Origin of the sequence: Paenibacillus turpanensis, assembly GCF_011421635.1 — a bacterium.
Classification (GTDB): Bacteria; Bacillota; Bacilli; order Paenibacillales; family YIM-B00363; genus Paenibacillus_AK; species Paenibacillus_AK turpanensis.
In genome coordinates this window covers 59414-82268 of sequence record NZ_WTLI01000005.1, presented here as the reverse complement: position 1 = coordinate 82268, position 22855 = coordinate 59414, and the positions used below count along the sequence as shown (strand labels likewise).

General features: G+C 44.3%; 23 protein-coding genes and 1 pseudogene. 14 read left to right on the top strand and 10 right to left on the bottom strand.

Annotation, left to right across the window (positions count from 1 at the left end):
- The first annotated feature begins 48 nt into the window (after window positions 1-48).
- The 4 genes from GQS10_RS06110 (at window position 49) to GQS10_RS06095 (ending at window position 4322) form a co-directional block, all read left to right on the top strand.
- Window positions 49-513 carry a tripartite tricarboxylate transporter TctB family protein gene (locus tag GQS10_RS06110; RefSeq protein ID WP_166240116.1) on the top strand — a complete coding sequence of 155 codons (465 nt, stop codon included), beginning with the start codon at window positions 49-51 and terminating at the stop codon, window positions 511-513.
- 15 nt (window positions 514-528) lie between these two features.
- A complete protein-coding gene (locus GQS10_RS06105; protein WP_166240114.1) occupies window positions 529-2043 on the top strand; it encodes a tripartite tricarboxylate transporter permease in 1515 nt (504 codons plus the stop codon).
- Between the two features lie 75 nt (window positions 2044-2118).
- The gene (locus tag GQS10_RS06100) at window positions 2119-3171 is read left to right on the top strand and encodes a tripartite tricarboxylate transporter substrate binding protein (protein ID WP_166240112.1); all 1053 of its coding nucleotides are present in this window, start codon (window positions 2119-2121) and stop codon (window positions 3169-3171) included.
- An 83-nt stretch (window positions 3172-3254) separates the two neighbouring features.
- Entirely contained in the window at window positions 3255-4322 is a 1068-nt protein-coding gene (locus GQS10_RS06095) for a tartrate dehydrogenase (protein WP_166240110.1), read from the top strand.
- A gap of 326 nt (window positions 4323-4648) precedes the next feature.
- On the opposite strand, the gene GQS10_RS06090 is transcribed toward GQS10_RS06095, so the two are convergent.
- Window positions 4649-4969 carry a hypothetical protein gene (locus GQS10_RS06090; RefSeq protein ID WP_166240108.1) on the bottom strand — a complete coding sequence of 107 codons (321 nt, stop codon included), beginning with the start codon at window positions 4967-4969 and terminating at the stop codon, window positions 4649-4651.
- A 147-nt stretch (window positions 4970-5116) separates the two neighbouring features.
- On the opposite strand from GQS10_RS06090, the pseudogene GQS10_RS23055 reads away from it, so the two are divergent.
- Window positions 5117-5215 (top strand): annotated as a pseudogene (locus GQS10_RS23055) (iron chaperone); the annotation flags it as partial.
- Window positions 5216-5238: 23 nt separating this feature from the next.
- On the top strand, window positions 5239-5589 hold the full coding sequence (locus tag GQS10_RS06085; protein ID WP_166240365.1) for a DUF2200 domain-containing protein: 351 nt from the start codon (window positions 5239-5241) through the stop codon (window positions 5587-5589).
- 121 nt (window positions 5590-5710) lie between these two features.
- On the opposite strand, the gene GQS10_RS06080 is transcribed toward GQS10_RS06085, so the two are convergent.
- Window positions 5711-5902, bottom strand: a complete 192-nt coding sequence (locus tag GQS10_RS06080) for a hypothetical protein (RefSeq protein WP_166240106.1) — start codon at window positions 5900-5902, stop codon at window positions 5711-5713.
- Window positions 5903-6195: 293 nt separating this feature from the next.
- Between GQS10_RS06080 and GQS10_RS06075 the strand changes: the two genes are divergently transcribed.
- The 5 genes from GQS10_RS06075 (at window position 6196) to GQS10_RS06055 (ending at window position 9904) form a co-directional block, all read left to right on the top strand.
- The gene (locus GQS10_RS06075) at window positions 6196-7680 is read left to right on the top strand and encodes a potassium/proton antiporter (protein WP_166240104.1); all 1485 of its coding nucleotides are present in this window, start codon (window positions 6196-6198) and stop codon (window positions 7678-7680) included.
- A gap of 252 nt (window positions 7681-7932) precedes the next feature.
- Window positions 7933-8169, top strand: coding sequence for a DUF2249 domain-containing protein (locus tag GQS10_RS06070; RefSeq protein ID WP_166240102.1), 237 nt, complete (start codon window positions 7933-7935; stop codon window positions 8167-8169).
- Window positions 8170-8182: 13 nt separating this feature from the next.
- Complete coding sequence (locus GQS10_RS06065; protein WP_166240101.1) at window positions 8183-8506, top strand: hypothetical protein; 324 nt, start codon at window positions 8183-8185, stop codon at window positions 8504-8506.
- Window positions 8507-8599: 93 nt separating this feature from the next.
- Entirely contained in the window at window positions 8600-8941 is a 342-nt protein-coding gene (locus GQS10_RS06060) for a cupin domain-containing protein (RefSeq protein WP_166240099.1), read from the top strand.
- A gap of 519 nt (window positions 8942-9460) precedes the next feature.
- Window positions 9461-9904, top strand: a complete 444-nt coding sequence (locus GQS10_RS06055) for a GreA/GreB family elongation factor (RefSeq protein WP_166240097.1) — start codon at window positions 9461-9463, stop codon at window positions 9902-9904.
- A 325-nt stretch (window positions 9905-10229) separates the two neighbouring features.
- Here the strand turns inward: GQS10_RS06055 and GQS10_RS06050 are convergent, their stop codons facing one another.
- The gene (locus tag GQS10_RS06050) at window positions 10230-11528 is read right to left on the bottom strand and encodes a copper amine oxidase N-terminal domain-containing protein (protein ID WP_166240095.1); all 1299 of its coding nucleotides are present in this window, start codon (window positions 11526-11528) and stop codon (window positions 10230-10232) included.
- A 589-nt stretch (window positions 11529-12117) separates the two neighbouring features.
- On the opposite strand from GQS10_RS06050, the gene GQS10_RS06045 reads away from it, so the two are divergent.
- Both GQS10_RS06045 and GQS10_RS06040 read left to right on the top strand, forming a co-directional pair.
- Complete coding sequence (locus GQS10_RS06045; RefSeq protein WP_166240093.1) at window positions 12118-13617, top strand: alpha/beta hydrolase; 1500 nt, start codon at window positions 12118-12120, stop codon at window positions 13615-13617.
- A 307-nt stretch (window positions 13618-13924) separates the two neighbouring features.
- Entirely contained in the window at window positions 13925-14371 is a 447-nt protein-coding gene (locus tag GQS10_RS06040; RefSeq protein WP_166240091.1) for a GNAT family N-acetyltransferase, read from the top strand.
- 392 nt (window positions 14372-14763) lie between these two features.
- On the opposite strand, the gene GQS10_RS06035 is transcribed toward GQS10_RS06040, so the two are convergent.
- Window positions 14764-15354 (bottom strand): TetR/AcrR family transcriptional regulator, encoded by a 591-nt coding sequence (locus GQS10_RS06035; RefSeq protein WP_166240089.1) that lies wholly within the window; start codon window positions 15352-15354, stop codon window positions 14764-14766.
- 168 nt (window positions 15355-15522) lie between these two features.
- On the opposite strand from GQS10_RS06035, the gene GQS10_RS06030 reads away from it, so the two are divergent.
- Window positions 15523-17004: a DHA2 family efflux MFS transporter permease subunit gene (locus GQS10_RS06030; RefSeq protein ID WP_166240087.1), complete on the top strand. Its 1482-nt coding sequence runs from the start codon at window positions 15523-15525 to the stop codon at window positions 17002-17004.
- Between the two features lie 291 nt (window positions 17005-17295).
- Here GQS10_RS06030 and GQS10_RS06025 read toward each other — a convergent pair whose 3' ends face one another.
- The 6 genes from GQS10_RS06025 to GQS10_RS06000 form a co-directional block, all read right to left on the bottom strand.
- Window positions 17296-18687, bottom strand: coding sequence for an MFS transporter (locus tag GQS10_RS06025; protein ID WP_341805013.1), 1392 nt, complete (start codon window positions 18685-18687; stop codon window positions 17296-17298).
- A 60-nt stretch (window positions 18688-18747) separates the two neighbouring features.
- Window positions 18748-19362 carry a TetR/AcrR family transcriptional regulator gene (locus GQS10_RS06020; protein ID WP_341805012.1) on the bottom strand — a complete coding sequence of 205 codons (615 nt, stop codon included), beginning with the start codon at window positions 19360-19362 and terminating at the stop codon, window positions 18748-18750.
- A gap of 65 nt (window positions 19363-19427) precedes the next feature.
- Window positions 19428-20141: an ATP-binding cassette domain-containing protein gene (locus GQS10_RS06015; protein ID WP_166240085.1), complete on the bottom strand. Its 714-nt coding sequence runs from the start codon at window positions 20139-20141 to the stop codon at window positions 19428-19430.
- Window positions 20134-20952, bottom strand: a complete 819-nt coding sequence (locus GQS10_RS06010; RefSeq protein ID WP_166240083.1) for an ABC transporter permease — start codon at window positions 20950-20952, stop codon at window positions 20134-20136. Before GQS10_RS06010 ends, GQS10_RS06015 begins: the two co-directional genes overlap by 8 nt.
- On the bottom strand, window positions 20952-21527 hold the full coding sequence (locus tag GQS10_RS06005) for a nitrous oxide reductase accessory protein NosL (RefSeq protein ID WP_243734994.1): 576 nt from the start codon (window positions 21525-21527) through the stop codon (window positions 20952-20954). The genes GQS10_RS06010 and GQS10_RS06005 overlap by 1 nt, the downstream gene beginning before the upstream one ends.
- Window positions 21524-22810, bottom strand: coding sequence for a right-handed parallel beta-helix repeat-containing protein (locus tag GQS10_RS06000; RefSeq protein WP_166240081.1), 1287 nt, complete (start codon window positions 22808-22810; stop codon window positions 21524-21526). The genes GQS10_RS06005 and GQS10_RS06000 overlap by 4 nt, the downstream gene beginning before the upstream one ends.
- Between the last annotated feature and the right edge of the window lie 45 nt (window positions 22811-22855).

Genomic DNA, 22855 nt, shown 5'->3' with positions numbered 1-22855 from the left:
ATCATCATAAGAAAATGAAAGCGATTACAATTATTTGGGGGTGGGCGTATGGCCAAGCGGTTGTTACATCAAGATACAGTTGGAGGGTTCATCACCGCCGGGTTTGGAGTCTTCTCGATCTTTGAAGCTGTGAAACAATATCCGAACCGGATGAACATCTTCGTTGGAGATCATACATTTCCCGCATTGATCGGTGTTGCCATGATCGTGCTAGGGTTAGTGCTCGTTGCGCTGAAGGACAGGGGTGAGAAGTTTACAGTAGATTTTCCTAGCGGAAAAGCAATGAGAAATCTATGTATTGTAATTGGATTATTGTTCTTGTATTACGTTTTGCTCCCTGTGCTAGGTTATGTTTTGAGCACCTTTCTGTTACTTGTTACTTTGTTTAAAATAATCGGGGACTACGGGGTATTAAAATCCGCATTATTTGGAAGCGTTTCCATTATCGCTTTATATCTATTGTTTATTTATTGGTTACAAATGCCTTTCCCTGACGGGATCTTCGGCTGGTAGAGGAGGAAATAATTAATGGAAACAATTTCAATGCTCATGAATGGTTTCGTGGAGGCTCTTACGCCGATGAACCTTCTGATGGCGGTACTTGGTGCCATGGTAGGGACGCTTGTTGGGATGCTCCCAGGTCTTGGACCAACTTCTGCCATTGCGATTCTCCTACCGTTAACAACGATCCTAGAGCCGACTCAGGGAATTATTATGCTGGCAGGAATCTATTACGGTGCAATGTATGGAGGCTCTACAACAGCCATTCTGCTTAATATCCCTGGGGAAGTCTCCTCTGTTCCAACTTGTCTTGACGGGTATCCGCTTGCGAAGCAAGGGAAGGGAGGACCGGCATTAGGAATCGCAGCGATCGCATCCTTTGTTGCAGGCACGTTAGGTGTAGTTGGGCTTGTATTCTTTGCACCTCTGCTTGCTGATCAGGCTTTAAAATTTGGTCCTGCGGAATATTTTGCTCTCATGATACTGGCTCTAACCGTAATTGTGAATCTTGCAGGCAACTCGTTGCTTAAAGGATTAATTATGGGGTTGTTTGGCTATATGCTGTCGATGGTCGGGATGGGTCCTTCCGGTAGTCCACGCTTCGACTTCGGAAACCAGACAATGACCGGGGGATTGGAGATGATCAGCATTATTATCGGGTTGTTCGCCATAGCTGAGGTATTGAAGGGGCTCGATGAGAAAAAAGTAGCTATCTCTCCGGACAGTATCGGAAGTGTGTATCCGAGTGTATCTGATCTGAAGCAAAGTACTCCGGCAGCCTTGCGTGGCAGTGTACTTGGGTTTTTGCTCGGTTTGTTGCCCGGTTGCTCTACTGCTGTGACGACCTTTCTTGCTTATGATGTCGAAAAGAAGGTTTCGAAAACGCCCGAGCGCTTTGGAAAGGGTGCAATCGAAGGTGTTGCGGCCCCCGAAGCAGCGAATAACTCAACAAGCTCCTCCGGTTTCATACCGTTATTGGCGCTAGGCATTCCAAGTTCTCCTCCGCTTGCGATCCTGTTAGCTGGTCTAATGATTTACGGCTTACAGCCGGGACCGGTACTGTTTGAACAAAACGGAAGCTTCGTATGGACGATCATCGCGAGTATGTTTGTTGGAAATCTAATGCTGCTTTTGCTGAACCTTCCGTTAGTTGGAATGTGGGCGAAGTTGACAAAAATCCCTTTCGGCGTCATGGCACCAATCATCTTAACTCTTAGTATTATCGGTTCCTACACCGTGCGAAATAGCTTGTTTGACGTGTTCATTGCACTGATCTTTGGCGTAATCGGTTATGTGCTTCATAAGTTCCGTTGGCCTGTCGTTCCGCTCATCCTTTGTTTCATATTAGGTCCAATCCTGGAATCATCCTTCCAACAATCGATGGCGATGTCGAACGGTAACTGGCTCATATTTGTTCAGAAACCGATTGCGTTAGGTATTCTTATTGCAGCTGCTATGCTGTTGGTTGTATCCATCTCGCTCATTCGCAGAACAAAGGCGAGAGTAAAGGAAGTCGCGGGCCAAGAGTTGGATTTGGCGTAAGAAAGTTACGCGACTGCTAACTATAGGTTTTACAGCTTCACCACATATATTTATATTTCAAGGGGGACATTTTTCATGAAGAAGATTTCTCTACTCAAGGCATCTACAAGTCTCGTTCTCATTGCATCTTTTCTAGTAGGTTGCGGCGGCGCTGGTTCTCAATCCACTTCACCAAGTGATAAGTCCTCGGGCACAACAACGAATCAAGTAAAACAGGGGATTAAGTATCCTACGAAGCCGATTGAAATCGTTGTTCCGTTTGCGGCGGGCGGAGGAACCGACCTATCTGCACGTGCCGTTGCCGATTACCTGAGCCAGCAATGGGGACAATCGATTACGGTTGTGAACAAACCAGGTGCTTCAGGCGCTTTAGCTACGGATGCCGTATTGAAACAAGCAAAAAATGATGGGTACACAGCTCTTATTCATAACGTGTCGAGTACCACGGCACTTATGGGCGGAAAGTCCGACTTGACGTTCACTTCAGATGATTTCGAGTTTGCGGCTCAAGTGGTTGAGGATCCACTCGCATTCGTTGTAAAAAACGATGCACCATGGAAGGATCTCAATGAATTTGCGGAATGGGTAAAGGCAAACCCGGGCGAGCTAACATTCACGAGTTCCGGTCCTACGGCAATTGCAACGTTCAGCTTAGTGGAGTTCTTAGACAGTGTCGGAGGGGATTACAGCAAGGCGAGAATGATCACGACAAAGGGTGCAGCAGACGCAATGCCTAAGATTGCCGGCGGACATGCAATCCTTGCAATTCAGGGAGTAAGTGAAGTATCAACGATGGTAAAGTCCGGAAAGGTGAAGATGCTTGCTGTGTCATCAGACGAGAGAAGCCCATACTTCCCTGATGTACCAACTGTATCGGAGCAAGGCTTAACTGCATTGAAAGCTAAATGGTGGTCAGGGGTATCCTTCCCGAAGGGAACTCCTCCTCAGATCGTGGCGATGTGGGAAGAAGCATTGGCAGCTGCGGCGAATGACGCAGCATTCCAAGAGAAGCTGAAAGCCATCAGTGCAGAAGGCGCTTACCTCAATGCTGCGGATTTCGGTCAACTCGTGAAGGATGAGACAGCGTTGTACACTAAGATTGCTACAGATAAGGGATTACGTAAATAAAAAGCAAAAGTAAAGTAAAAACACATACACAGGCCGTAGTTGCCTGTGTATGTGTTTATTAAGAAGGAAGGGAGAGTATTCAAATGACCAATATATTTGAGATTGCCGTGATCCCGGGCGACGGAATCGGCAAGGAAGTAGTACCTGCTGCACTCCGTGTGCTGGACGCGGCTGCTGAGATTCACGGTGGACTCTCACTTCGTTGGACAGAGTTTCCTTGGAGCTGTGACTATTACTTGAAACATGGGGAAATGATGCCTGCTGATGGATTGAACACGCTAAGCGGATTCAATCAAGTGTTTCTCGGAGCCGTGGGTATGCCGCATCTTGTTCCTGATCACATCTCGCTTTGGGAACTCCTTATTAAGATCCGCCGAGGATTCCGACAGACGATTAACGTCCGCCCAGCGAAGCTATTGCGAGGACTGGAATCTCCGCTTAAGAATCCAAGCGACTTCGACCTTGTCGTTGTACGTGAAAATTCGGAAGGCGAATACTCCGAAGTCGGCGGAAGAATTCATCAAGGCTTGGATCAAATTGCAATCCAAAGTGCTGTGTTCACACACAAGGCCACCGAACGGTCAATGAAATACGCTTTCGAGCTAGCCCAACAGCGCCGAGGACACGTAACAAGCGCGACGAAATCGAATGGCATCACGCACAGTATGCCGTTCTGGGACGATGTATTTAAGGAAGTGATGGCTAGATATCCAGATGTGGGTACGACGGTTACTCACATTGACGCCCTAGCCGCCTTTTTCGTAATGAAGCCGCAAGTTTTCGATGTAATCGTTGCCTCCAATCTTTTCGGCGACATCTTGACCGATCTGGGCGGCGCTATCATGGGAAGTATTGGAATTGCCCCAGCCGCTAATCTCAATATTGAGCGACAGTATCCATCGATGTTCGAGCCAGTGCATGGATCTGCACCTGATATTGCAGGCAAGGGTATAGCGAATCCGGTCGGACAGATCTGGACAGGGAAGATGATGCTTGACTTTATGGGATATACAGAACTAGGCGATCTAATCCTGACAGCGATTGAAAATTCATTGGAAGACGGCGTGAAGACACCTGATTTACGTGGGCGCGCTACGACGAAGGAAGTCACGGATGCAGTGATTGAACAATTAAGAAGGCTGGCGAAATAGCAAGATGTTTCTTTTACATTTTGGATATTTTTTGGGAAGGGAAAAGCAAAAGACTTATGGTTTGAAAATCAGTTATGCAGCTCCGCTACAAGGAATTCGCAAAAATGGCCCCGCCTACGGTCTTAGCTAGATGATCAGCGGAAACTACGCTAACAAAACAAAACCACTTCACTACTGCTGAAGTGGTTTTGTTTGCCTGTCGTAAGACGCTCATTATCGCCAAATGGAACAAAGTTCCCCTTATGAGATTTTCGGTAACCCATACTTCTGAAAAAAACAAAGTAAATTACTCCAGTGAGGAGGATAGGCGTTGCTGCCGCTACGCTTTACGGAAGTTCCATTATCAAATGTAACTTCAAGCAACCAATGGGTACCGTCCAATACATTTTTATCTTCGTAACGGCTCTGCCAATCCATAACGTTACAACATTGGAAATCATGATTGACTCAAACCACATTTCATCTAGTGGAATCTGAAGAATATCGACGAGACCATTTAAATCGCTTTTAATATCTACATCAAATTCTTCAGAGGAAGCATATTTTAATATCGGTACGGATTTTTTTGTATTCAAATACACCTGGTGAGAGGTTCCGAAATACCCCCCAATGAAAAAGTACATTTCCTTCAATAAAATCTTCGCCATACTCTAACCTCCATAATTCAAAAACACTGTTTACCTACACCCTGATGTAAACCTTCTGGTAATAATTCGGGCTAAGGCCATGAACATACGTACTATAGTGATAATGGTATATCATTATTTGTATTAGTCAATCAGGGATTGCAGCGGAGTGTTTCTAAAAAGCATGTAGCGGTTGCTCCTGAAAGTGTAACGATAACTCATTTTGAGAATGATATTATCAAGGCTGGTTATGGTTACATAAAAGAATGTGCAGAAAGCGAGGAAGTATCCTGACCAAACATAAAATCTATAAAACGAGTGTCGCAAGTGTATACCCTCATTATGTTACGAAAGCGGAGAAAAAGGGGCGTACGAAAGCAGAAGTTGATGAGATTATTCGTTGGTTGACAGGTTATAGCCTGGAAGAGATAGAAACGCAACTGAAAAAACAGACGGACTTTGAGACATTTTTTGCAGAATCCCCACAACCGAATCCTTTGCGATCTTTGATAAAAGGTGTCGTCTGCGGTGTCAGAGTGGAAGATATTGAAGAACGAACTATGCAGGAAATTCGTTATTTGGACAAGTTAATCGATGAATTAGCAAAGGGGAAATCGATGGAGATGATTTTACGGAAATAAGCTAACTTGGGAAAGCACATTTCCTTCACAAAATTTGGTTACGCAAAGTAACTCCCGACAAATGTCTAGTGTACAGGTATAGCATTGATGAGTTGGACTTCACAGGCATCCGGTAGAAAGGTTATCTATAGTGACCATCGATTTCAAAATGATCAGCTCTAATGTTACCTTGGGCGTCAATTGAACAATCCTTTTTTGAAATTATAATTCTTGTACCTTCACCATCTGGAGCGTATTTAACCAATTCGTAACGATCTTTATTCTCATATTCAATTTGGAAGTCCTGACCGTCAAAAATTACTGTTCTTTTCATATATGCCCTCCGCATTATTCGTCAAATTCAACCTCATTGTTGGCCATGGTTTATTTTTACTCAACTTATTTTATCCATCGTTGTAATTCCTAAACATAAACCCACAACTACTTAGGACATACCAAGACCGTTATGAACTTGACCCTTTCTATGACCTAGTCACGAGGAGGCCAAACCCACCTATACTTTTGCAACACTTCTATTCACTTGTTATGTATAATTAGTTATAAACATAAAATGGCCCTCTTGAACCATTGGCCTGGATATATGGATGGGTGAAGGGAGTCGTGTCTTTGGAGGCATTTACAGTAGATAGTACAATTCTTATATTTTCCACATTACTTGTCATTGGGGTCATCACCACCAAATTCTCTGCTCGTTTGGGAGTCCCCTCGCTTGTTTTCTTTATTGTTGTAGGGATGATCTTGAGTAAATTCATTTATTATGATAATGCTTACTTGACCCAATTGTTTGGTACTCTAGCACTTATCGTTATTCTTTTTGAAGGCGGTTTACAGACGAAATGGGCCAATGTTAAAAAAGTTGCTGTTCCTTCGGTTACACTTGCGACAGGCGGTGTTTTCGTCACCACAGCGATCATAGGGGTTCTTGCAAAATACATTCTAAATGTAAGCTGGGTAGAAGGGCTATTGTTTGGGGCAATCGTGGGTTCGACGGATGCCGCCGCAGTTTTTGCTGTTTTGGGCAATAAGAACATCCGGGCTAGGCTTACATCAACGCTAGAAGCAGAATCGGGAACTAATGACCCGATGGCTATCTTTTTAACGGTAGCATTGATTGAACTAATGGTCCATCCAGAAACTAGCGTTATTTCCCTCCTGTTTGGTTTCTTTTGGCAGATGGGTCTTGGTCTAGGTCTCGGCCTATTCTTCGGAAAACTCTCCGTATGGGTCATCAATAAAATTAATTTAGATTCCTCAGGATTATATCCTGTATTGTCGATGGCACTCGCCATATTAACGTACAGTTCAACGGCAATGCTCGAAGGTAGCGGATTGTTAGCTGTTTACGTTATGGCTGTAAAGGTCGGAAACTCGGATTTGACATACAGGCATTCCATTTTTCGCTTTAACGAAGGATTCGCATGGATGATGCAAATTCTTATGTTCATCCTTCTCGGGTTATTGGTTTTCCCTGAACAACTCATTCATGTCATCTGGCAAGGTTTGGCTTTGTCCGCTCTCCTTATGTTTGTGGCCCGCCCTGTCGGAGTCTTCCTAAGCTTGATGTTCATGAAGTTTACTATCAAGGAAATGACTTTCATTTCATGGGCAGGCTTGCGGGGGGCGGTACCCATTGTATTGGCTACTTATCCGATGCTTGCCGGACTGGAAAATAGCCACTTGATTTTTAATGTCGTCTTCTTCGTAGTGCTTACTTCTGCACTGATTCAAGGGTCTACCATTTCACCGCTAGCCAACAAATTTGGATTATCAGGCGGAAAGAAGGTAACCCTTCCGCATAGCTTGGAGCTGGTTTCGATTGGGAAAACCAATAAAGAAATGATCGAAATTGAAGTTGAAGCAGATTCAAGGATTTCAGGAACCGAAATACGTCATGCAAAATTGCCCGAAGACTCTCTTATTTCTGCTGTCATTCGGGAAGGGAAAATTGTAACCCCAAAAGGGAATACACGAATTCAAACCGGCGATATTTTATATATTCTCGTAGAGAAGGACAATCGTGAAGAAATTAAGTGCTTCTTCAAGACAAAAGCCCTTGATAAAGAAGGCCTGGAACAAAATGGGGATTCGTAAAGGTGAGCATTTCTTTTGGTGCTATTTCCTTTATTGCAATATAATAAATGATTTTTGAGAAATTTGTGTAGGGAACATTAATCCAACAACCTAACGAGGCTGCCGAGAAATCGATCGGTAGCCTTTCTTCGTTTAGTGTAGAGATATGATGAGATGATGAACAGGATTTCACGTGTGACGCTGCTCACAAAGCTTCATATCGCAGGGCGATATACTTACATTGCAAGCAAAAGTCACACTGGAGGGATTCACATGAACGAATTTGCTAAAGTAATTAGAGCACCCGAGTATCCGCCTCAGCTGAAACATAAAGTCATCTTTGAAACGTTCGATTCTTTGTCGGTAGGGGAGGCCATGCTGCTCATTAACGATCACGACCCTCGTCCACTGTTTTTCCAATTCCAAGCGACAAGAAGCGGTTTATTCACTTGGGAATATCTCGAACAGGGGCCGGAAGAGTTCCGGGTCCGCATCGGAAAACAAGAATAAAGGAGGCGCGGACATGGCTTCCATTGAAATTGTCGATCCGAGGACGATTCGTATCCACGCAGGAATAGAAGACGCACTCACAATGGTGCGTAAGGCTGCAGAAAATATTCTGAAGTATGCTGAAGAAATCGTGAAAATATTTGATATGATGCCGGAATTCGAATACACATACTTCTGCTTTTACGCCTACGATACAGCCGTTTTGTTCGAAGAAATGCTCGGCGTTGATCCAAAGCAATATTTTTCGTTTTCGATGAATGCGCCCGACGCCTTTTTCTACACCCTGTACGGAGGGATGGGCGGATTGTACGAGCAAGCCAAGCGGTTTCTTAGCTGAGAAGCTAGTTCGATACGGTTTAACCATTTCTTGATATGGATACTTTGCGCAACTGGAGTAGAGGTATTATGTAGAAAATGGAGGAATAAAGCTATGGAAATGAAATCTGTCATTACTGAAATGGAATACAACCAAGAAAGATTTACGAAGAGAATTCTCTTTAAGAAGGGCGAAAGCGTAATGTTCGTGTTGAACTTCATGCCAGGTCAAGCCCTACCGACGCATACACATCCGGGGTCCGATGTTTATGTGTTTGTTCTTGAAGGTACCGGTACATTAATGGTTGATGATCGACACCAAATCATTACGAAGGGTACCGCCGTCCATTGTTCGGGCGAGGAACGCTTCTCTTTTGTAAACGATGGGATAGAAAACGCAAGCTTGCTCGTACATTTGTCTAAACTGCCAAGCGAGGTATATGCGAAGGAAGTTTAATTATTTTGTAAGAATTTTGTAGCAGTAAGGGATTTTTCTTTTCTAAAAGAGTTCTGGATAAGGGTCTTACAAATTTGGTCAGAGATCGTGCAATGTTGAAAGGGGAGAGGTGCTCCAGTATCCGCTGCCAAACACCCGTTTCCCGGATGAAGCAGGTGTAAACATGGCGAGGAAGATCCTGATTGTAAAATCAACAGAAAGTGTAGCAGGATTAATTGGAAAAGGTTGACACCTTTTTCAAGTACTGATAAGGTGGAAAGATGAAGGCATTCCGCACGGTTCATGCGGGATGTCTTTCTTCATATCATTCATTTTTTTACATTAAATGGTTAAAGGGGTGGAGGACCTATACATAACACGAGGAGGTATGAAAGTTGTGTGTAAACAGATTCAACAATTTCTGAAACATCGATAGTCTCTTATTGCGGAGATTTCTATAATGAGGTGGAATTAACATGGAGTTTTATAGCTTTAAGGCAATGATTAGAGAACATTTCCGAATTGGGGGAGAGATCTACTATGAACCGTAGTTTCATGCTAGAGGGTTCCAGAAAACAACTCATTAATCAACTCGTTTATTTCGATGAAGAAAAGATTGCATTTTTAAATACTTATTTTCCTGCGCAAGACTTGAAACGAAGCATAGTAGAAGGGATGATAACTACATATATTACTGCCGTGGAAGCTATTCTTGAGAATTTTAATTATGATATTCTCCATTCAAGGGCATTAATTGGAAGCAAATTGAGTGTTCGTTATATGGAGGATCAATCAACTGAGACCTTTACGATTGTATTTCCTCATTTAGCCGACCCGGATCAGAATAAGATCTCCTTCATATCGCCAATGGGATATCAGTTGTTACTATCACAAGCTAACGAAATATGTAAGCTTGAATACCCTTCAAGCGTAGAAAGGGTAGAAGTGTTAAAAATTCAGTTTATAAATTGTGGTGAGTATTAAAATTAATGAAGATTGGAATGTTTACAATGAGAAAAAATGTAATTTCGTACGTGGCTTATCCTACAACTGGAGTAGGTATCTATCATACCTTTTTCGGGAATTCCAAACTTTTGGGGTCTATAATTTTAATCGTTGGCTTAATCGGTATTATATACGACATATTTACAAATATATCAAACAACAAATAATTATCCTTGCTTGAATTTTTTCATAAATGCCTCAAAGAGTGCAGCATGAATGTCTTGCCTACAACAATAACCCTAATTGAAACCCGCAGAAAAAGCGGGTTCAATTAGGATATCATAAGAACTAAGCGGGGGAAGGGTTACTCCACACCTAACAACGTAATTGCTTCATTCCACGCTAATCTTAATTCCCGATTTTCATAGGGAATTTCTGCGTTTACCTTTTTAGAGAATGGAGTTCCTATTTGTTCTTTCGTTGATTTGTCTCTAATCGTTTTTTTGTATTCGAGCTCGCCTTTGGCCATTCCATTTTCTACTTTACCCCGGAAGGTAATGACATAATGAATATTGGTATCAGAATTACTCACGATTCTGGTCCACTGACCTCTTGATTCGTACCCTCTTATTGGAAGAGTGTAGTTTGAAGCATTAAATAATACATCTACATAATTTGAGTTTTCTTCCAAGGTGATTTTATCTGTATCTGATACCTTATTGCCGTTTACGTCTGCTGTATACGAAACCGAAGGGATTTGGTCATAAGAAAAAAATACTTGGTTATAATATTGTTCGCCGCCGTTCATGATGTAAGTAACACCGCTGTATTTTTTATTACTTCCTTCCATTAGTAGACCAAGGTCTCTATTTGAAATCATAAACACACCGTTAATTTTTCTCAAACCAGGGCCACGCGTTTTTACTTCCTCGCCATCAACGCTAGGTTTGGATAGAAATGTAAATGTAGCTTTTCCATCCGTAAGAATACCCTTACCATACATGTAGTCAAAAATGACTGTACCTTCATCATGGTTTTCAACTAAATTTGTACCGAAAAGATCAGCCAGCTCCGTGACAGGGTAAAACGCAAATCTATCTTCTATTACGGGTGTGGTCATAAATTCAATTTGTTTGTTATCAAGATAAAACCTCGGTGTAAAGTCGCCAGGTTCGCGATGAATTACGGGTAAGTCTGCATCAGGATGCCTCTTGCTTGGATCTGTAGTAGTCATTGGATCAATAATTTCTACCGTAAAAGTATTTGGATTCCACTTAATGTGTCCACCTAATAGCTCACTAACAAATCGTAATGGAACCATCGTATATCCATTTACCATTCGAGGGGGAGTGTCGGTCAAAGTGTTCTTCCCGTTGACAACAACATCTCTTTTGTCATTGTAAAGTACGATCACCGTATTCCCTCTAGTTGCTGTTATTTTTCTGCTTTTTTCATCCCACTCCACTTTAGCTCCAAAAGCTTCAAAAATCGGCCGCATAGGAACATAGGTAGACTCATATAAAATGACAGCAGGTTGTTCATACTTTTGCAGTTGATCATTGAAGTAAACATCAACTACAGGTAGTTCTTCAGCGAAAGCAGAATTTGCTACACTGAAGAACATTGTGCAGGTAAGTACTAAGGACATCAAATGCTTTTTCATGGATGCCTCCTCAAGAAGTTTAAGATTGCTTTTACTTTGCGAAATGGTCCTTAGGTTCAGTATAACTGAAATCCATTCACAAAAGCATTTTTTAGAAATATATCACGAAGATTTCTCAAGCCAGTGCCACTCTAAAAATGAAACTAAAAAATACATACGTGTAATAGGGGAAGAATGGATATTTGAAAAGTGAAATTGTCGTCCACATATCCTTGAAGACATGTCGTACGACAAGAACATACGTCTAATCAAACCCGTATAAAGACAACAACATAACCCGATTGAAACCCGCCTGAAACGCGGGTTTTTGTATTAAATTGGACTTGTCGCTCGCCAACGACAAGAACTTGTCCCGTTTGTAGCTGCGCAACAAGAACTTGACCCCATTGTAGACTAGAGGAAGGGGATGGATTAAAAAACTCCTGGCCGGCGTATCAGCTAACGGGCTGCTTACAAAAACGTAACTGATACATTTTGGATTCCGAAACCGTCTTAATGTTGAAGTAGCGAAAGGAGGGAGGGGCTAGGTTAGTCTGTCAGGTCTGTTGTAACGCACGAGAATGGAAACTTTTTAAAAGGAGACTTGAAGGTGAGATTGTTTGAACTGTTGCTTTTATTGTCGAACATCGGCTTGTTTGCATTAACAGTTCTATTAAAAAAAGGACGGCGCAGAATTCCAGTATTTGTTACCAGCGGGATTACCACACTTTTGCTGGTCATTCATTGGACGGTGGAAGGATACAGAGTTCAGCTATTTTCTACATATTGCATAACCATTATTTTCCTAGCCATTTCAGGTTATAGCTATTTCAAGAAACCCGACCTCCAAAAAATGCCGAGATTCATGTTGGGATCGGCTTATACGGCTATAGCGATAATGCTGATCGTAACAGCGGGTCTCATGTATGCTTTTCCAGTATTTAAATTACCTGAACCGACAGGCGAATATAAGGTTGGTACGCACACTTTTCACTTCGTGGATACAAACAGGAAAGAGATTTTTGCGGAAGCTAGAAATGGTATGAGAGAATTAATGGTTCAGGTATGGTATCCGGCTCAATCTGGTATCGGTAAGAATGTTCCCTTAGTGCCCGATCCCCAAATTTTACGTTATATGGCCGCTGGCTATGGCCTTCCCGAATTTACTTTTGAACACCTGAAGTACATATCCAGTCATAGTTATTCGGGGGCCGAAGTGTCTTCGGCACAAAATACATATCTGCTGATCATTGCGAGTCCAGGCAACGGCTCCTCCAAGTTCCTCCACACGTCGCAAGCCGAGAATCTCGCGAGTCACGGCTATATCGTGGCCGTAATCGACCACACCTATAATACATTTGCAACCGAGTTTCCAGACCGCCGAATCACGACCAATACAACGAACGACTTATTCTCGCCCGACCAGGATTACCGGACGAGTAGAGAAAATCGTGACAAGTTGGGAAAAGTACTAACCGAAGATGTGGCGTTCGTGCTGGACCAATTTGAGTTCATCCAATCGGGGCAAATTCCAAGTCAACTCAATGGGAGGATGGATCTCCGTCATGTCGGGATGTTCGGTCATTCCATCGGCGGGGCGACGGCGTATGACGCTGCTTACGATCCCCGAATCGCGGTTGGAGTCGACCTTGATGGAGGGCTTTATCGTCTGCGTGACCGAGAGGGTCTTCGAAAGCCGTTTTTGTTCATCCACTCGGAAAACTATTTAAAACAATTAAAAAGGGTGATTGATAATCGGGTCTACACGGATGCGGAGCTTAACCGTTTGGGCTCAACAAGAGAGTGGGAGGATCAAGTAACAGAAGATAAAAAGTTGGAGCTTGAACGGATGCGGAAAGCGGTCGACGAAGGGGGACAAGTCCTCTATGTCGAAAATTCGGAGCATTTGAATTTTGCCGACGTACAGTTCATTTCTCCGATGTTCAACATGCTCGGCATTACAGGAAAGATTGTGCCCCAAAGAGCGAACGCCGTTATCAATGCCTATATGCTGGATTTTTTCGATAAGTACTTGAAAAATCAAGGCGGAAACTTATTGAAAGGACCGGATAACCGCTTTCCGGAGATGAAGTTCGTAACCTCGCTTTAGATGTGCGAATAAGGTTGAACCGGAGAGCTCCAATCGGCTTCAACGTTTGGGTTCCTTTACCATCATGAACGAAGAGACAGCCGTCTTCTGCAGTTACCTGCGTCCTTAAGCTATGATTTCATTTCATCGTCCTTTAGGATTTTACAGAAAAAATGAAGGCAACGGCTAGAGGAAGGGCATCTGTGGCTTTTACGCAGTGAAATAGAAAAGGAAATTCTTGTCTTCCGACACTTCAAACATACAAATTCTCTTGTGTATTGATACAAAATAATGTATATTTATACAAATCATAAGGAGGGGTTGTATTATGTCACTTGTCATAAGATATGCAGAAATTGATGATTTGAACGGTTTGACTGAGTTAATGTATGAGTACATTGATGGTTTTTATAAGAAACCCCAACCTGCCACTGAAAAACTTCATCAGTTGATTCAAACACTCTTAGAGAAAAAAGAAGGTGTGCAGTTTGTGGCATTACAAGATGAGAAGTTAGTTGGTTTTGCCACATTATACTTTACATTCAGCACTATGAAAGCAGATAAATACACTGTAATGAACGACCTTTTTGTAATAGAGCAGTACAGAGATACAGAAGTGGAATCGCAACTGTTTTTAGAATGTCATAGGTACACAAAGGAACATCAGTTTACTCACATGTCTTGGATAACGGCTGCCGAAAATAAAAGAGCTCAACGCTTTTTTGATAAGATGGGAGGCATTCAAGGTAGTTGGGTCAACTATTCGATTCTCTAAGAATCTGGACCCTCTAAGATTGAGGGTCTTTATTTGGCTGGTTGCATTTTATCTAAACAATGTCCGATAATATACATTATGTTAACTTATAAATCTGAAATAACCGCCAGACATCCGGGTAGTGTTTTTGGTCAGTTATATGTAATTGAACCAAACAATTTGATTGCATGATGCTTACAATTAGGCTCACGCGTTCTCACGTAAGCCTATAATGAGTTTTTTCGTTCACCACGATCCCAATATATAGATGTTTTATCATTTATGCCAAAAACAAACTGAAATCGTTCTCTGCAATAATAATTTGCGGGCTTAGTAAGTTCCACTATTCCACTCTATTGAATAATAAATCCCCGCCTAAAACCTCGATATACAGTTGAAACGTCAAATACAACCTATTTTCGCACCGCGTCCCTTCTGTCCCGTATCTCCGAATCACCGCGTTTTCTATACAACATCGAAATTTGATCGGCGATATATTCGGAGCTAAACTGAAGCCCGTCTCGGATCCACCATGTGATAATCCCAAATATCGATGACGTGAGAATGTCAATTGACACGTAGTCTTGGGAGAGCTTCGCCAGTTGCTTCGCCCTTCGCGATTCAATTAGATGCTTCAACAATCCAAATAACCGAGGTTCGAAACGCTTCTGCTCGAATAGTATCGAAAGTAGTTTACGATTTACATAAATGTGGTCCAGAAAGACGACGAGTTGTTCTCTATCGTTCATCAGGTCAGCCTGCTCAAGTGGGCGCAATTTTATAGACAGTTCGTCGAACATTTCATTCGTAATTTGTTCCAGCAAATCATTAATATCTTGATAATGCAAATAAAATGTAGCTCGGTTCAATTCTGCTCGATTGGCAATCTTCTGAACGGTTAACTGGGAAAGGTTTGAGTCTTCTAACAGTAGAGAAAGCACCGCCGATTTAAATACCTTCTTCGTACGTGTCGCACGAGGATCTTCTCTCTTCATATTCGACATTCCTGATCTCCTTATCGATTAACTTCAACTTCCTAGTCAAAGGGAAAGAAAACTGTCGATTAGTCGACGTTTTCACCTGATTTGCAAATGTGCAATGACAAATGGATATGCTACTATCTATTTTATTGACATTATGTCGATAAAACAATAACCGGAAGGAGATTTTTAATGGAGTTAGAGAGAAACAAGATAAACAAGGGAATCGTCATGTTCGTAATGATTCTGGGTTGTTTCTTGTCAACATTGAATCAAACGCTGCTCAACGTTGCGTTAAACGAATTAATGGACGTTTTCCAAGTTTCAGCAACCACCGTTCAATGGCTTGCGACCGGATTTTTGCTTATAAACGGCGTATTAGTTCCCGTAACTGCATACTTAATGAAGCGGTTTACGACTAGGCAGTTATTTATTAGTTCGATGCTTTTTCTATTGACCGGTACGGTCGTTTGCTCGATATCATCAAATTTTGGGGTGTTGCTCACGGGAAGGATGATTCAAGCGGCAGGAACGGGAATCATTACGCCTCTTATGATGAGCGTCGTTCTCGCGCTCTACCCGGCGGAACGGAGGGGCAGCGCAATGGGCCTAATTGGATTCGCGGTCATCTTCGCACCCGCCATTGCGCCTACGTTGGCAGGCTTCATTATCGACTATGTCTCATGGCGTTGGTTATTTATCGGCTTTGCGCCGTTCGTAGTCGTCGTGATCTTACTTTCAATGAAATATTTAGTAAACGTATCTGAGACGTCAAGAGCCAGTTTGGATTTTATCGGTATCCTCTACTCCACTGTCGGGTTCGGAGGAATCCTATACGGATTCAGCAGCGCAGGCAGTAAAGGATGGGGCGATCCCTTCATTCTCCTCACACTTATCGGGGGACTCTTGTTCACCGCCTTATTCTGTATCCGACAAGTCCGTTCGAAGGAGCCGTTACTGAACTTGGATGTGTTCAAGAATAAAGTGTTTACGCTGACATCCGTTATCAACGTACTGGTCACCATGCTGTTATACGCCGACATGATCTTATTGCCGATATACCTTCAAGACGGACGAGGATTTACAGCATTCGAAGCAGGTTTATTGTTATTGCCAGGCGCCGTCATCAATGCGCTGCTGTCACCGGTTACCGGCAAATTATACGATCGATTCGGTCCGAAGCCGCTATTTCTTACAGGTCTTTTCTTTATCATTCCGTCCATGTGGGCGGTGACGGAATTAACGACTTCGACCTCGTATATGTACTTAATGATTCGTACCATCTGCCTACGTATCGGTCTGAGTTTTATTACGATGCCTCTGAATACGGCGGGGTTAAACGCGCTTCCCAGAACTTTGGGCACACATGGCTCCGCCGTTAATAACACGGTTCGTCAAATCGCCGGTGCAGTCGGGACCGCTTTAGTCATTTCCGTCTATTCGGTGCAATCCGCACGACATGAGGCCAATCTGTCCCAAGGGAACGTTGGCGCATCGAACGTGGAAGAAATCGCAACGCTCTCCTCGGTACTGGGCACGAGCGATTCCTATAGGTTCATGACGACTTTGGCTGTCATCGCCGTCTTCTTGACATTCTTTATGCCAAAAAAGAGTGTTCCGAAGGAGGCTGCGCTTGCATTTGCGTCTAATAAATATACAAACAACAGTAAATAGACGGAGCACGCTCACTTTAGAATGGCACGCAGAAAAAGGAATCGGTATTTAACCGGTTCCTTTTTACACATTCTACTACACAGTTTTTACTGAACACTCTTCAAAAACCGTTTTGCTGTTTGTTGTCCGTCGTTTCGATAACTCCTTGCAAGTTAACGACGAATGGATAACTGAAATGATCCGTTGATTATACTGTTGGCTTCAACAACTGCTTACCGCTGAACAGCTTCTTCGGACCGGTCAACGATCCATCCTACGTATCGACGATTCGACCTGGGTATCCATTACTTGTCACTTTTTTCGTTTAAAGCTCAAATTATTTCTTATAGAATGGCCCCTCCAAAAATAACGTAAAGATATCCATAAGATCGCGGCAATCGCAATCGCTAGGACAAGAAAGATGTTACCGTGAACGGCACCTACCGAATGTAGGGCTGCAGGGTTCCATGTTCTTGCTTGGCCTATATCGGTCAGTTTTCCGTAGATTCCTGTCGCCACGGCTCCGCCAATAAAGTTCATCATGCTAAGCAGTCCCATGCCAACCCCACTTTGTTCACTCGCTAACGTTCTAGATACTGAATTGGACATCGCGATCATCCCGAAGGTCAAACCAACATGACCAAGTATTAAAAACAAAGCGATAAAACCTGCTGAAACACCTACAAACGTAGACAAAAGGCTAAAACAACTGATTAACAATCCAGAGGCAATACAGAACAGGTAGGTATTACCCTTGCTATCTGCAATTCCGCCCCCTCTTCTGCCCAAAACGGCTGAAGCTACGGCGCCGGGTACCAGCGCAAAGCCGATCCAGCTTGCGGGAAGTTCGTAGACCTGAGCCAGCAGCAATGGACTTAGGAAATGTAGGGAGAATCCGATTCCGCTTAACAAAAAGGTGATCGTCACGCCTATGGTGTAGCTGCGATTACGAAACAGATCCGGTGCAAGGAAGGGGGACGCGCAGGAACGGATTCTAACGATGAATAGCGTTAAGGCAACAATCCCCCCTATACCAAACCATAACGATGCGGAGGTTACCGTGAGCAGAAGCAATGTTACCGCGGAAGCGAGCAACGCTCCTCCCAGCCAATCCATTTTTCCCTGAGGTTGTCGTTCTTCATCCTGCAGATAGCGCCGATAGAATGGTAGCGTCATCAGGAGGAAGAAGGGAAAGCAAAATAACCATTTCCAATGGAGAAAACTAAGGATAAATGCGGATAGAACGGGTCCAAGCGCGCTACCGATCGAAAGCCCCATAAATGCGGTTCCCATAGCTATCCCCCTACGCTCAGGCGGAAAATAACGCAATGGGATCAGCATCGCGCTTGCTGGGATGCTCGCAGCACCGACTGCTTGAATACATCTTCCTGCAAGAACCATCCAGAAGCTTTGTGCAAAAAAGCCGACGAACGAGCCTGCTGCAAAAAGCAACAAACCGAAAGTTAGTAAATTCTTTAGTCGAAAACGGTCGGCCAACTTGCCGTAAACGACTGTACCAATCCCGTAAATAAGCGTGTAGGCGGAGGTTATCCAGCTTACCTGAGCATTGGTGACGGAGAATTTTTCGCGAATTTGCGGAAGTACCAAGTTAAACATCAATACACTCATCGCCGATAAAGCCAGCGTAGCCATCATGACGTACATTAGCTTCTCGCCTGCTTGTTTTTGCAGTCCGATTTCCACATTCGATCATCCTTCCGTGATATGACTGTCACCACTGACTGACACCAAATAGAAAAAAACTTAGGGCAACAAAGCCCTAACGAAAAGCCACACTTCATCCTCTATCAATTTGTCGAACGTAACTTCCCGAAGCATGGGATCATCGTTCATGCGTCCCATAGCCGCGCCGTAATTCATATAAATAAACGCCAGTGCTTTCGTCTCCGGATCGGTTACGATCATCTTGCCTTTCTGAATCATGGTCGTAAAATAGTCAACCAATAATGCTTTTAATTGCTGCGGATGTTGGTGTGTACGTTCCCTGAATCCCGGAAGATTACCGCCGTCTTTAGTAGCGATCATGATCAGTTTGCGGTTCCGATACATGCTGTCGTGATAGCTTCGTGAGATCATTAATAGATCGGCCTGAAGGTCCCACTGAATTTTCGTCTCAAAAAGTTCCTTCATCTCGTCTGCATAGTGATATCGCTGAAAAGCCATCTCGAGTAAATTTTGTTTGCTTTGAAAATGTCGGAACAACGTTTTCTCACTGAAGCCGGCATGCTCAGCAATTTCCTGCGTCGTGACCCCGTTATAGCCCTTAGCCGCCATGAGATCAATTGCCGCAAGTATAAATTTGTCTGTCGTGTCACGCTTCTGGGACATTGCCATCGCTCCTACCTCAATCATCATCATATGTCAGTGGTAACTGACATCAATATACGACGTTACGATTTCATTGTCAAGGGCGTTCATTTCACTTAACCAAACCACCCCGACAAAGCGGCCTCCAGCCGTTCCGCACCTAGCCGGCTTCGAATATCTGCCGCTGAGCCGTCCAGCTCAATCCGCCCATCCTTTAAAAACAAGATCCGGTCGGCAAGCTTCTCCGCGATATGCAGCTGGTGCGTGGAAAACAGTACCGTCTGACCGTTCGAAGCCGTCTCCTTCACGATGCGCACGAAGGTGTCCATCCAATATGGATCGAGTCCGTTTGTCGGTTCATCCATGAGCACCAGCTGCGGACTCGCCAATAGGGCCTGCGCAAGCGCAAGACGCTGTCGCATCCCTTTTGAAAACGATGTCACCGGCTTTTTCCCCGTATTTTCAAGCCCGACTTGCCGCAGCGCTTCTCTAACGGAAGATTTCGGCACACCACGCAGCGCCCCCCAAAAAGACAGCGATTCATAAGCCGTCTGTCCTTGCCCGAACCGCAAATCATCCGGCATATACCCTAGTAAGCTGGCATACCGTTCGCGATCCTCTTTCCATTGTACACCTCCGACCGTAATGACACCGGAATCCGGATGCGAGATGCCCGCGATCATTTTTAAAATGGTGCTCTTCCCTGCTCCGTTACCGCCGCATAATGCTACGACTCGTCCTCTTTCAACCGTAAGCTGCAAACCGTCGATGATGATCTGTCCTTTATACTGCTTCCGGATATTCTCCATATGTACAATAGCCTCACCCACGGGAACGCCCCCTTTCCCATAACATCTCAGCAAGAAGAACTACGCTTCCAATCCATAAAACGCCAATGGCTAAAAAACCAAATGTGCCGGAAGGCCGACGAATCCAGGTAATCCATTCGTAATATTCGGGGCCGAGGATCGCACCGCCGCCCAGCTTTACCACGGTAAACAAACGCGACAGCTCCGCCGGATTTAAGAATGTTAGAATCGTAATCGAAGGTTTGATGAAGGAGTAAGGCAGAAAGCCCAGGGATGCTACCAGCAGCGGCGGCCAGCCGATAATGAGAAAAAACCATACTGCAACGCCGATGGTTAACGCCTGCCAGCGATTTTTCGCGAGAGTTCCGATCAGCATGGCTATAGATAGAAAAAACAAAGCAATACAAGCCGAAAATGCGAGCAGCAGCATAAACGCTTCCGCATCAAAACCGCTCCCGGCCGCCGCTCCTGCCGAACCGGCCACCCCAAAGCCTGCCGCTACGATAATGAGCAGCACGACAGCTAGCCCCATAAATTTGCCTACAATAAATGCTCTCGTAGACAAAGGATAGGTGGACAGCAGCTCCCAGCCCCCATCCTCCTTTTCTGATGTTAACGAAAACGAGCCAAGAAGCAGGGACATTAAGGGCAGCAAATACAATATTAAATTAAGCGTAGTTCCTGTAATTCCCGAATAACCCTGTACATACCCTTGAGAGTTGATCAGGAGCAAACTAACCATAAATAATGAAAAAAGGGCCATAAAGGAATAGGCCCACGGATTTCGAAACCCTAACTTCATTTCTCTTGATGCGATCTGGAACGTTGACATCACGATGTCTTCCCTTCTGCTCCATGACCCGGCTTCATTTCTTTGCTGCCTTCCCCAGAATGTTTGCTCTCGTCATGATGCTCCATGCCGCCCATATTCATCATCTCCCGGTTAACCTCCCAGGTATGGCTGGCCAAATCGGCAGCGCTAAGGAGTTTCCCTTTACCCTGCTTTTCAATGAATTGTTTCGCGGACGCTTCCGATTTGAAGGCCACAACACCATACGCCATCGGCGTCTTAAACATCGGATCGTATGCATAGAACGCATCTTCATACCGAATCCAATTTCCGCTGTTGTGGTCTCTAACAAATTCGGCCCCGACTGTTTCAGTTCCGTTTTGCTTTTTCCATTTGTTCATGCAGCCGATATCGTCAAACTTTAGCGACTGCCCGTCCAAAGTAATCAGCTGCGTCGCATACGGATCGTCCTTCACCGACATGTTACAGATTGAGCACTTATCCACCGCTTCATTAATGGCCTGCGCCTCATACTTCTTGGCTTCACAAGCACTTAGCATCAACAGTACTAAACATGCCAGCACCCAGACTTGCAGCATTCTTTTATAACGAATCATCCTTCTCTTCTCCTCGCGATTAAAATAGTAGCAGCAGCCAAAATAAGCAGCAATCCCCCTACGATCCCGGGTACGGCGGACGTTTTCCCCTCCATGATGACGTTACTCGAAGGTGCAGGATTCATAAGCGGTGAAGCATCGGATGTCCATGTATTGCGTTCCGATTGGTACAAGCCTTCCAAAAACACCATCCCGGGCGACTGGAAAAGAAGCTGGAACCCGGGGCGAGCCTTCGACAAGCTAAGAAAAAAAGGATTCATCGCAAAAGCAATATTGCTTTTTCCATCGCCATCGGCGTCAATTCCCTGAAACGAATCCCAGTAGTTACCGTTGACGGCATTTCCGACGCTGTTCTTCGCTTCCGCCGGAACCACATTTCCGATAAAATTGTTTTCTGTAAAATGGTTCTGTTTGGCATCAAGCAGCTGCAGCCCGATAAAATTTCCAATGACATCGTTGCCTTTAATCACGTTATCGGCGGATTGTTCAACATACAGACCAACCCGGTTGCCTTCGACCCGATTGTTTTGAACAACGCTGCGATGTGCATCAAACAGTAAAATTCCTTGGGAGTTAACGTTTTCACTCTGCTTCTCAAACGTATTGCCAATCAGCTCGACATTCTGAACAGCCATTACCATTGCGCCAGTAATATTTAAAACCCCGATGTTTTGACGAATGCTCGTCCCTTTCGTATACATGCAATGTACGCCGTAGCGTAATCCCTCGAAATAATTGCTTTCAATCCGATTTTCGTCGCTGTTCTCCAAGTAAATCCCGTCATGCATCCCGGAAATTCGATTTCCTGCAAGGCGGTTGCCATGGGATTCGTATAGATCGATTCCATTCCCTTTGTCGGACAGCTTCACGGAGTCCCCGGTGCCGCCCGCCCATACGACGGTTGAATGTAGAATTTCGCTGCGATCGGCCTCGATCATCTTGATCCCGTAGGCCCCCGTTTGAATCTGCAGCCGTTCCAGACGTACGCCGTCCGCTTGAACCAGCACTGTCGGTTCTTTTTTCAAGGCTTCGTCGCGAATGTTCAGCCCTTCGATCGAAACGCCATTAGCGCTGATATGAACGGCCGGAGCTTCGCTGGAGTTTACAAGAACAACCTCTGTCCCTTCCGCGACCTTCAAATGCAGTGTTTTGCTAATGGCAATCGGCCCTTCATAATGACCGGCCTCTAGCAGCAGCGTATCATTCTCTTTCGCTGCGTCAATCCGCGCTTGCAGGGACATCGACATCGGTTTAGCGCTGTCAGCGGTAACTGGCAATGGCATAAACGCCAACCCTAGCACAGTCGTCAAGAGAATCAGAGCATTCCA

Excerpts from the sequence above, each read along its gene's own strand:
- GQS10_RS06110 (WP_166240116.1), top strand. The coding sequence starts at position 49 with ATGGCCAAGCGGTTGTTACATCAAGATACAGTTGGAGGGTTCATCACC.
- GQS10_RS06105 (WP_166240114.1), top strand. The coding sequence starts at position 529 with ATGGAAACAATTTCAATGCTCATGAATGGTTTCGTGGAGGCTCTTACG.
- GQS10_RS06100 (WP_166240112.1), top strand. The coding sequence starts at position 2,119 with ATGAAGAAGATTTCTCTACTCAAGGCATCTACAAGTCTCGTTCTCATT.
- GQS10_RS06095 (WP_166240110.1), top strand. The coding sequence starts at position 3,255 with ATGACCAATATATTTGAGATTGCCGTGATCCCGGGCGACGGAATCGGC.
- GQS10_RS06090 (WP_166240108.1), bottom strand. The coding sequence starts at position 4,969 with ATGGCGAAGATTTTATTGAAGGAAATGTACTTTTTCATTGGGGGGTAT.
- GQS10_RS06080 (WP_166240106.1), bottom strand. The coding sequence starts at position 5,902 with ATGAAAAGAACAGTAATTTTTGACGGTCAGGACTTCCAAATTGAATAT.
- GQS10_RS06070 (WP_166240102.1), top strand. The coding sequence starts at position 7,933 with ATGAACGAATTTGCTAAAGTAATTAGAGCACCCGAGTATCCGCCTCAG.
- GQS10_RS06065 (WP_166240101.1), top strand. The coding sequence starts at position 8,183 with ATGGCTTCCATTGAAATTGTCGATCCGAGGACGATTCGTATCCACGCA.
- GQS10_RS06060 (WP_166240099.1), top strand. The coding sequence starts at position 8,600 with ATGGAAATGAAATCTGTCATTACTGAAATGGAATACAACCAAGAAAGA.
- GQS10_RS06055 (WP_166240097.1), top strand. The coding sequence starts at position 9,461 with ATGAACCGTAGTTTCATGCTAGAGGGTTCCAGAAAACAACTCATTAAT.
- GQS10_RS06050 (WP_166240095.1), bottom strand. The coding sequence starts at position 11,528 with ATGAAAAAGCATTTGATGTCCTTAGTACTTACCTGCACAATGTTCTTC.
- GQS10_RS06040 (WP_166240091.1), top strand. The coding sequence starts at position 13,925 with ATGTCACTTGTCATAAGATATGCAGAAATTGATGATTTGAACGGTTTG.
- GQS10_RS06035 (WP_166240089.1), bottom strand. The coding sequence starts at position 15,354 with ATGTCGAATATGAAGAGAGAAGATCCTCGTGCGACACGTACGAAGAAG.
- GQS10_RS06030 (WP_166240087.1), top strand. The coding sequence starts at position 15,523 with ATGGAGTTAGAGAGAAACAAGATAAACAAGGGAATCGTCATGTTCGTA.
- GQS10_RS06020 (WP_341805012.1), bottom strand. The coding sequence starts at position 19,362 with ATGATGATGATTGAGGTAGGAGCGATGGCAATGTCCCAGAAGCGTGAC.
- GQS10_RS06010 (WP_166240083.1), bottom strand. The coding sequence starts at position 20,952 with ATGTCAACGTTCCAGATCGCATCAAGAGAAATGAAGTTAGGGTTTCGA.
- GQS10_RS06005 (WP_243734994.1), bottom strand. The coding sequence starts at position 21,527 with ATGATTCGTTATAAAAGAATGCTGCAAGTCTGGGTGCTGGCATGTTTA.
- GQS10_RS06000 (WP_166240081.1), bottom strand. The coding sequence starts at position 22,810 with ATGCCATTGCCAGTTACCGCTGACAGCGCTAAACCGATGTCGATGTCC.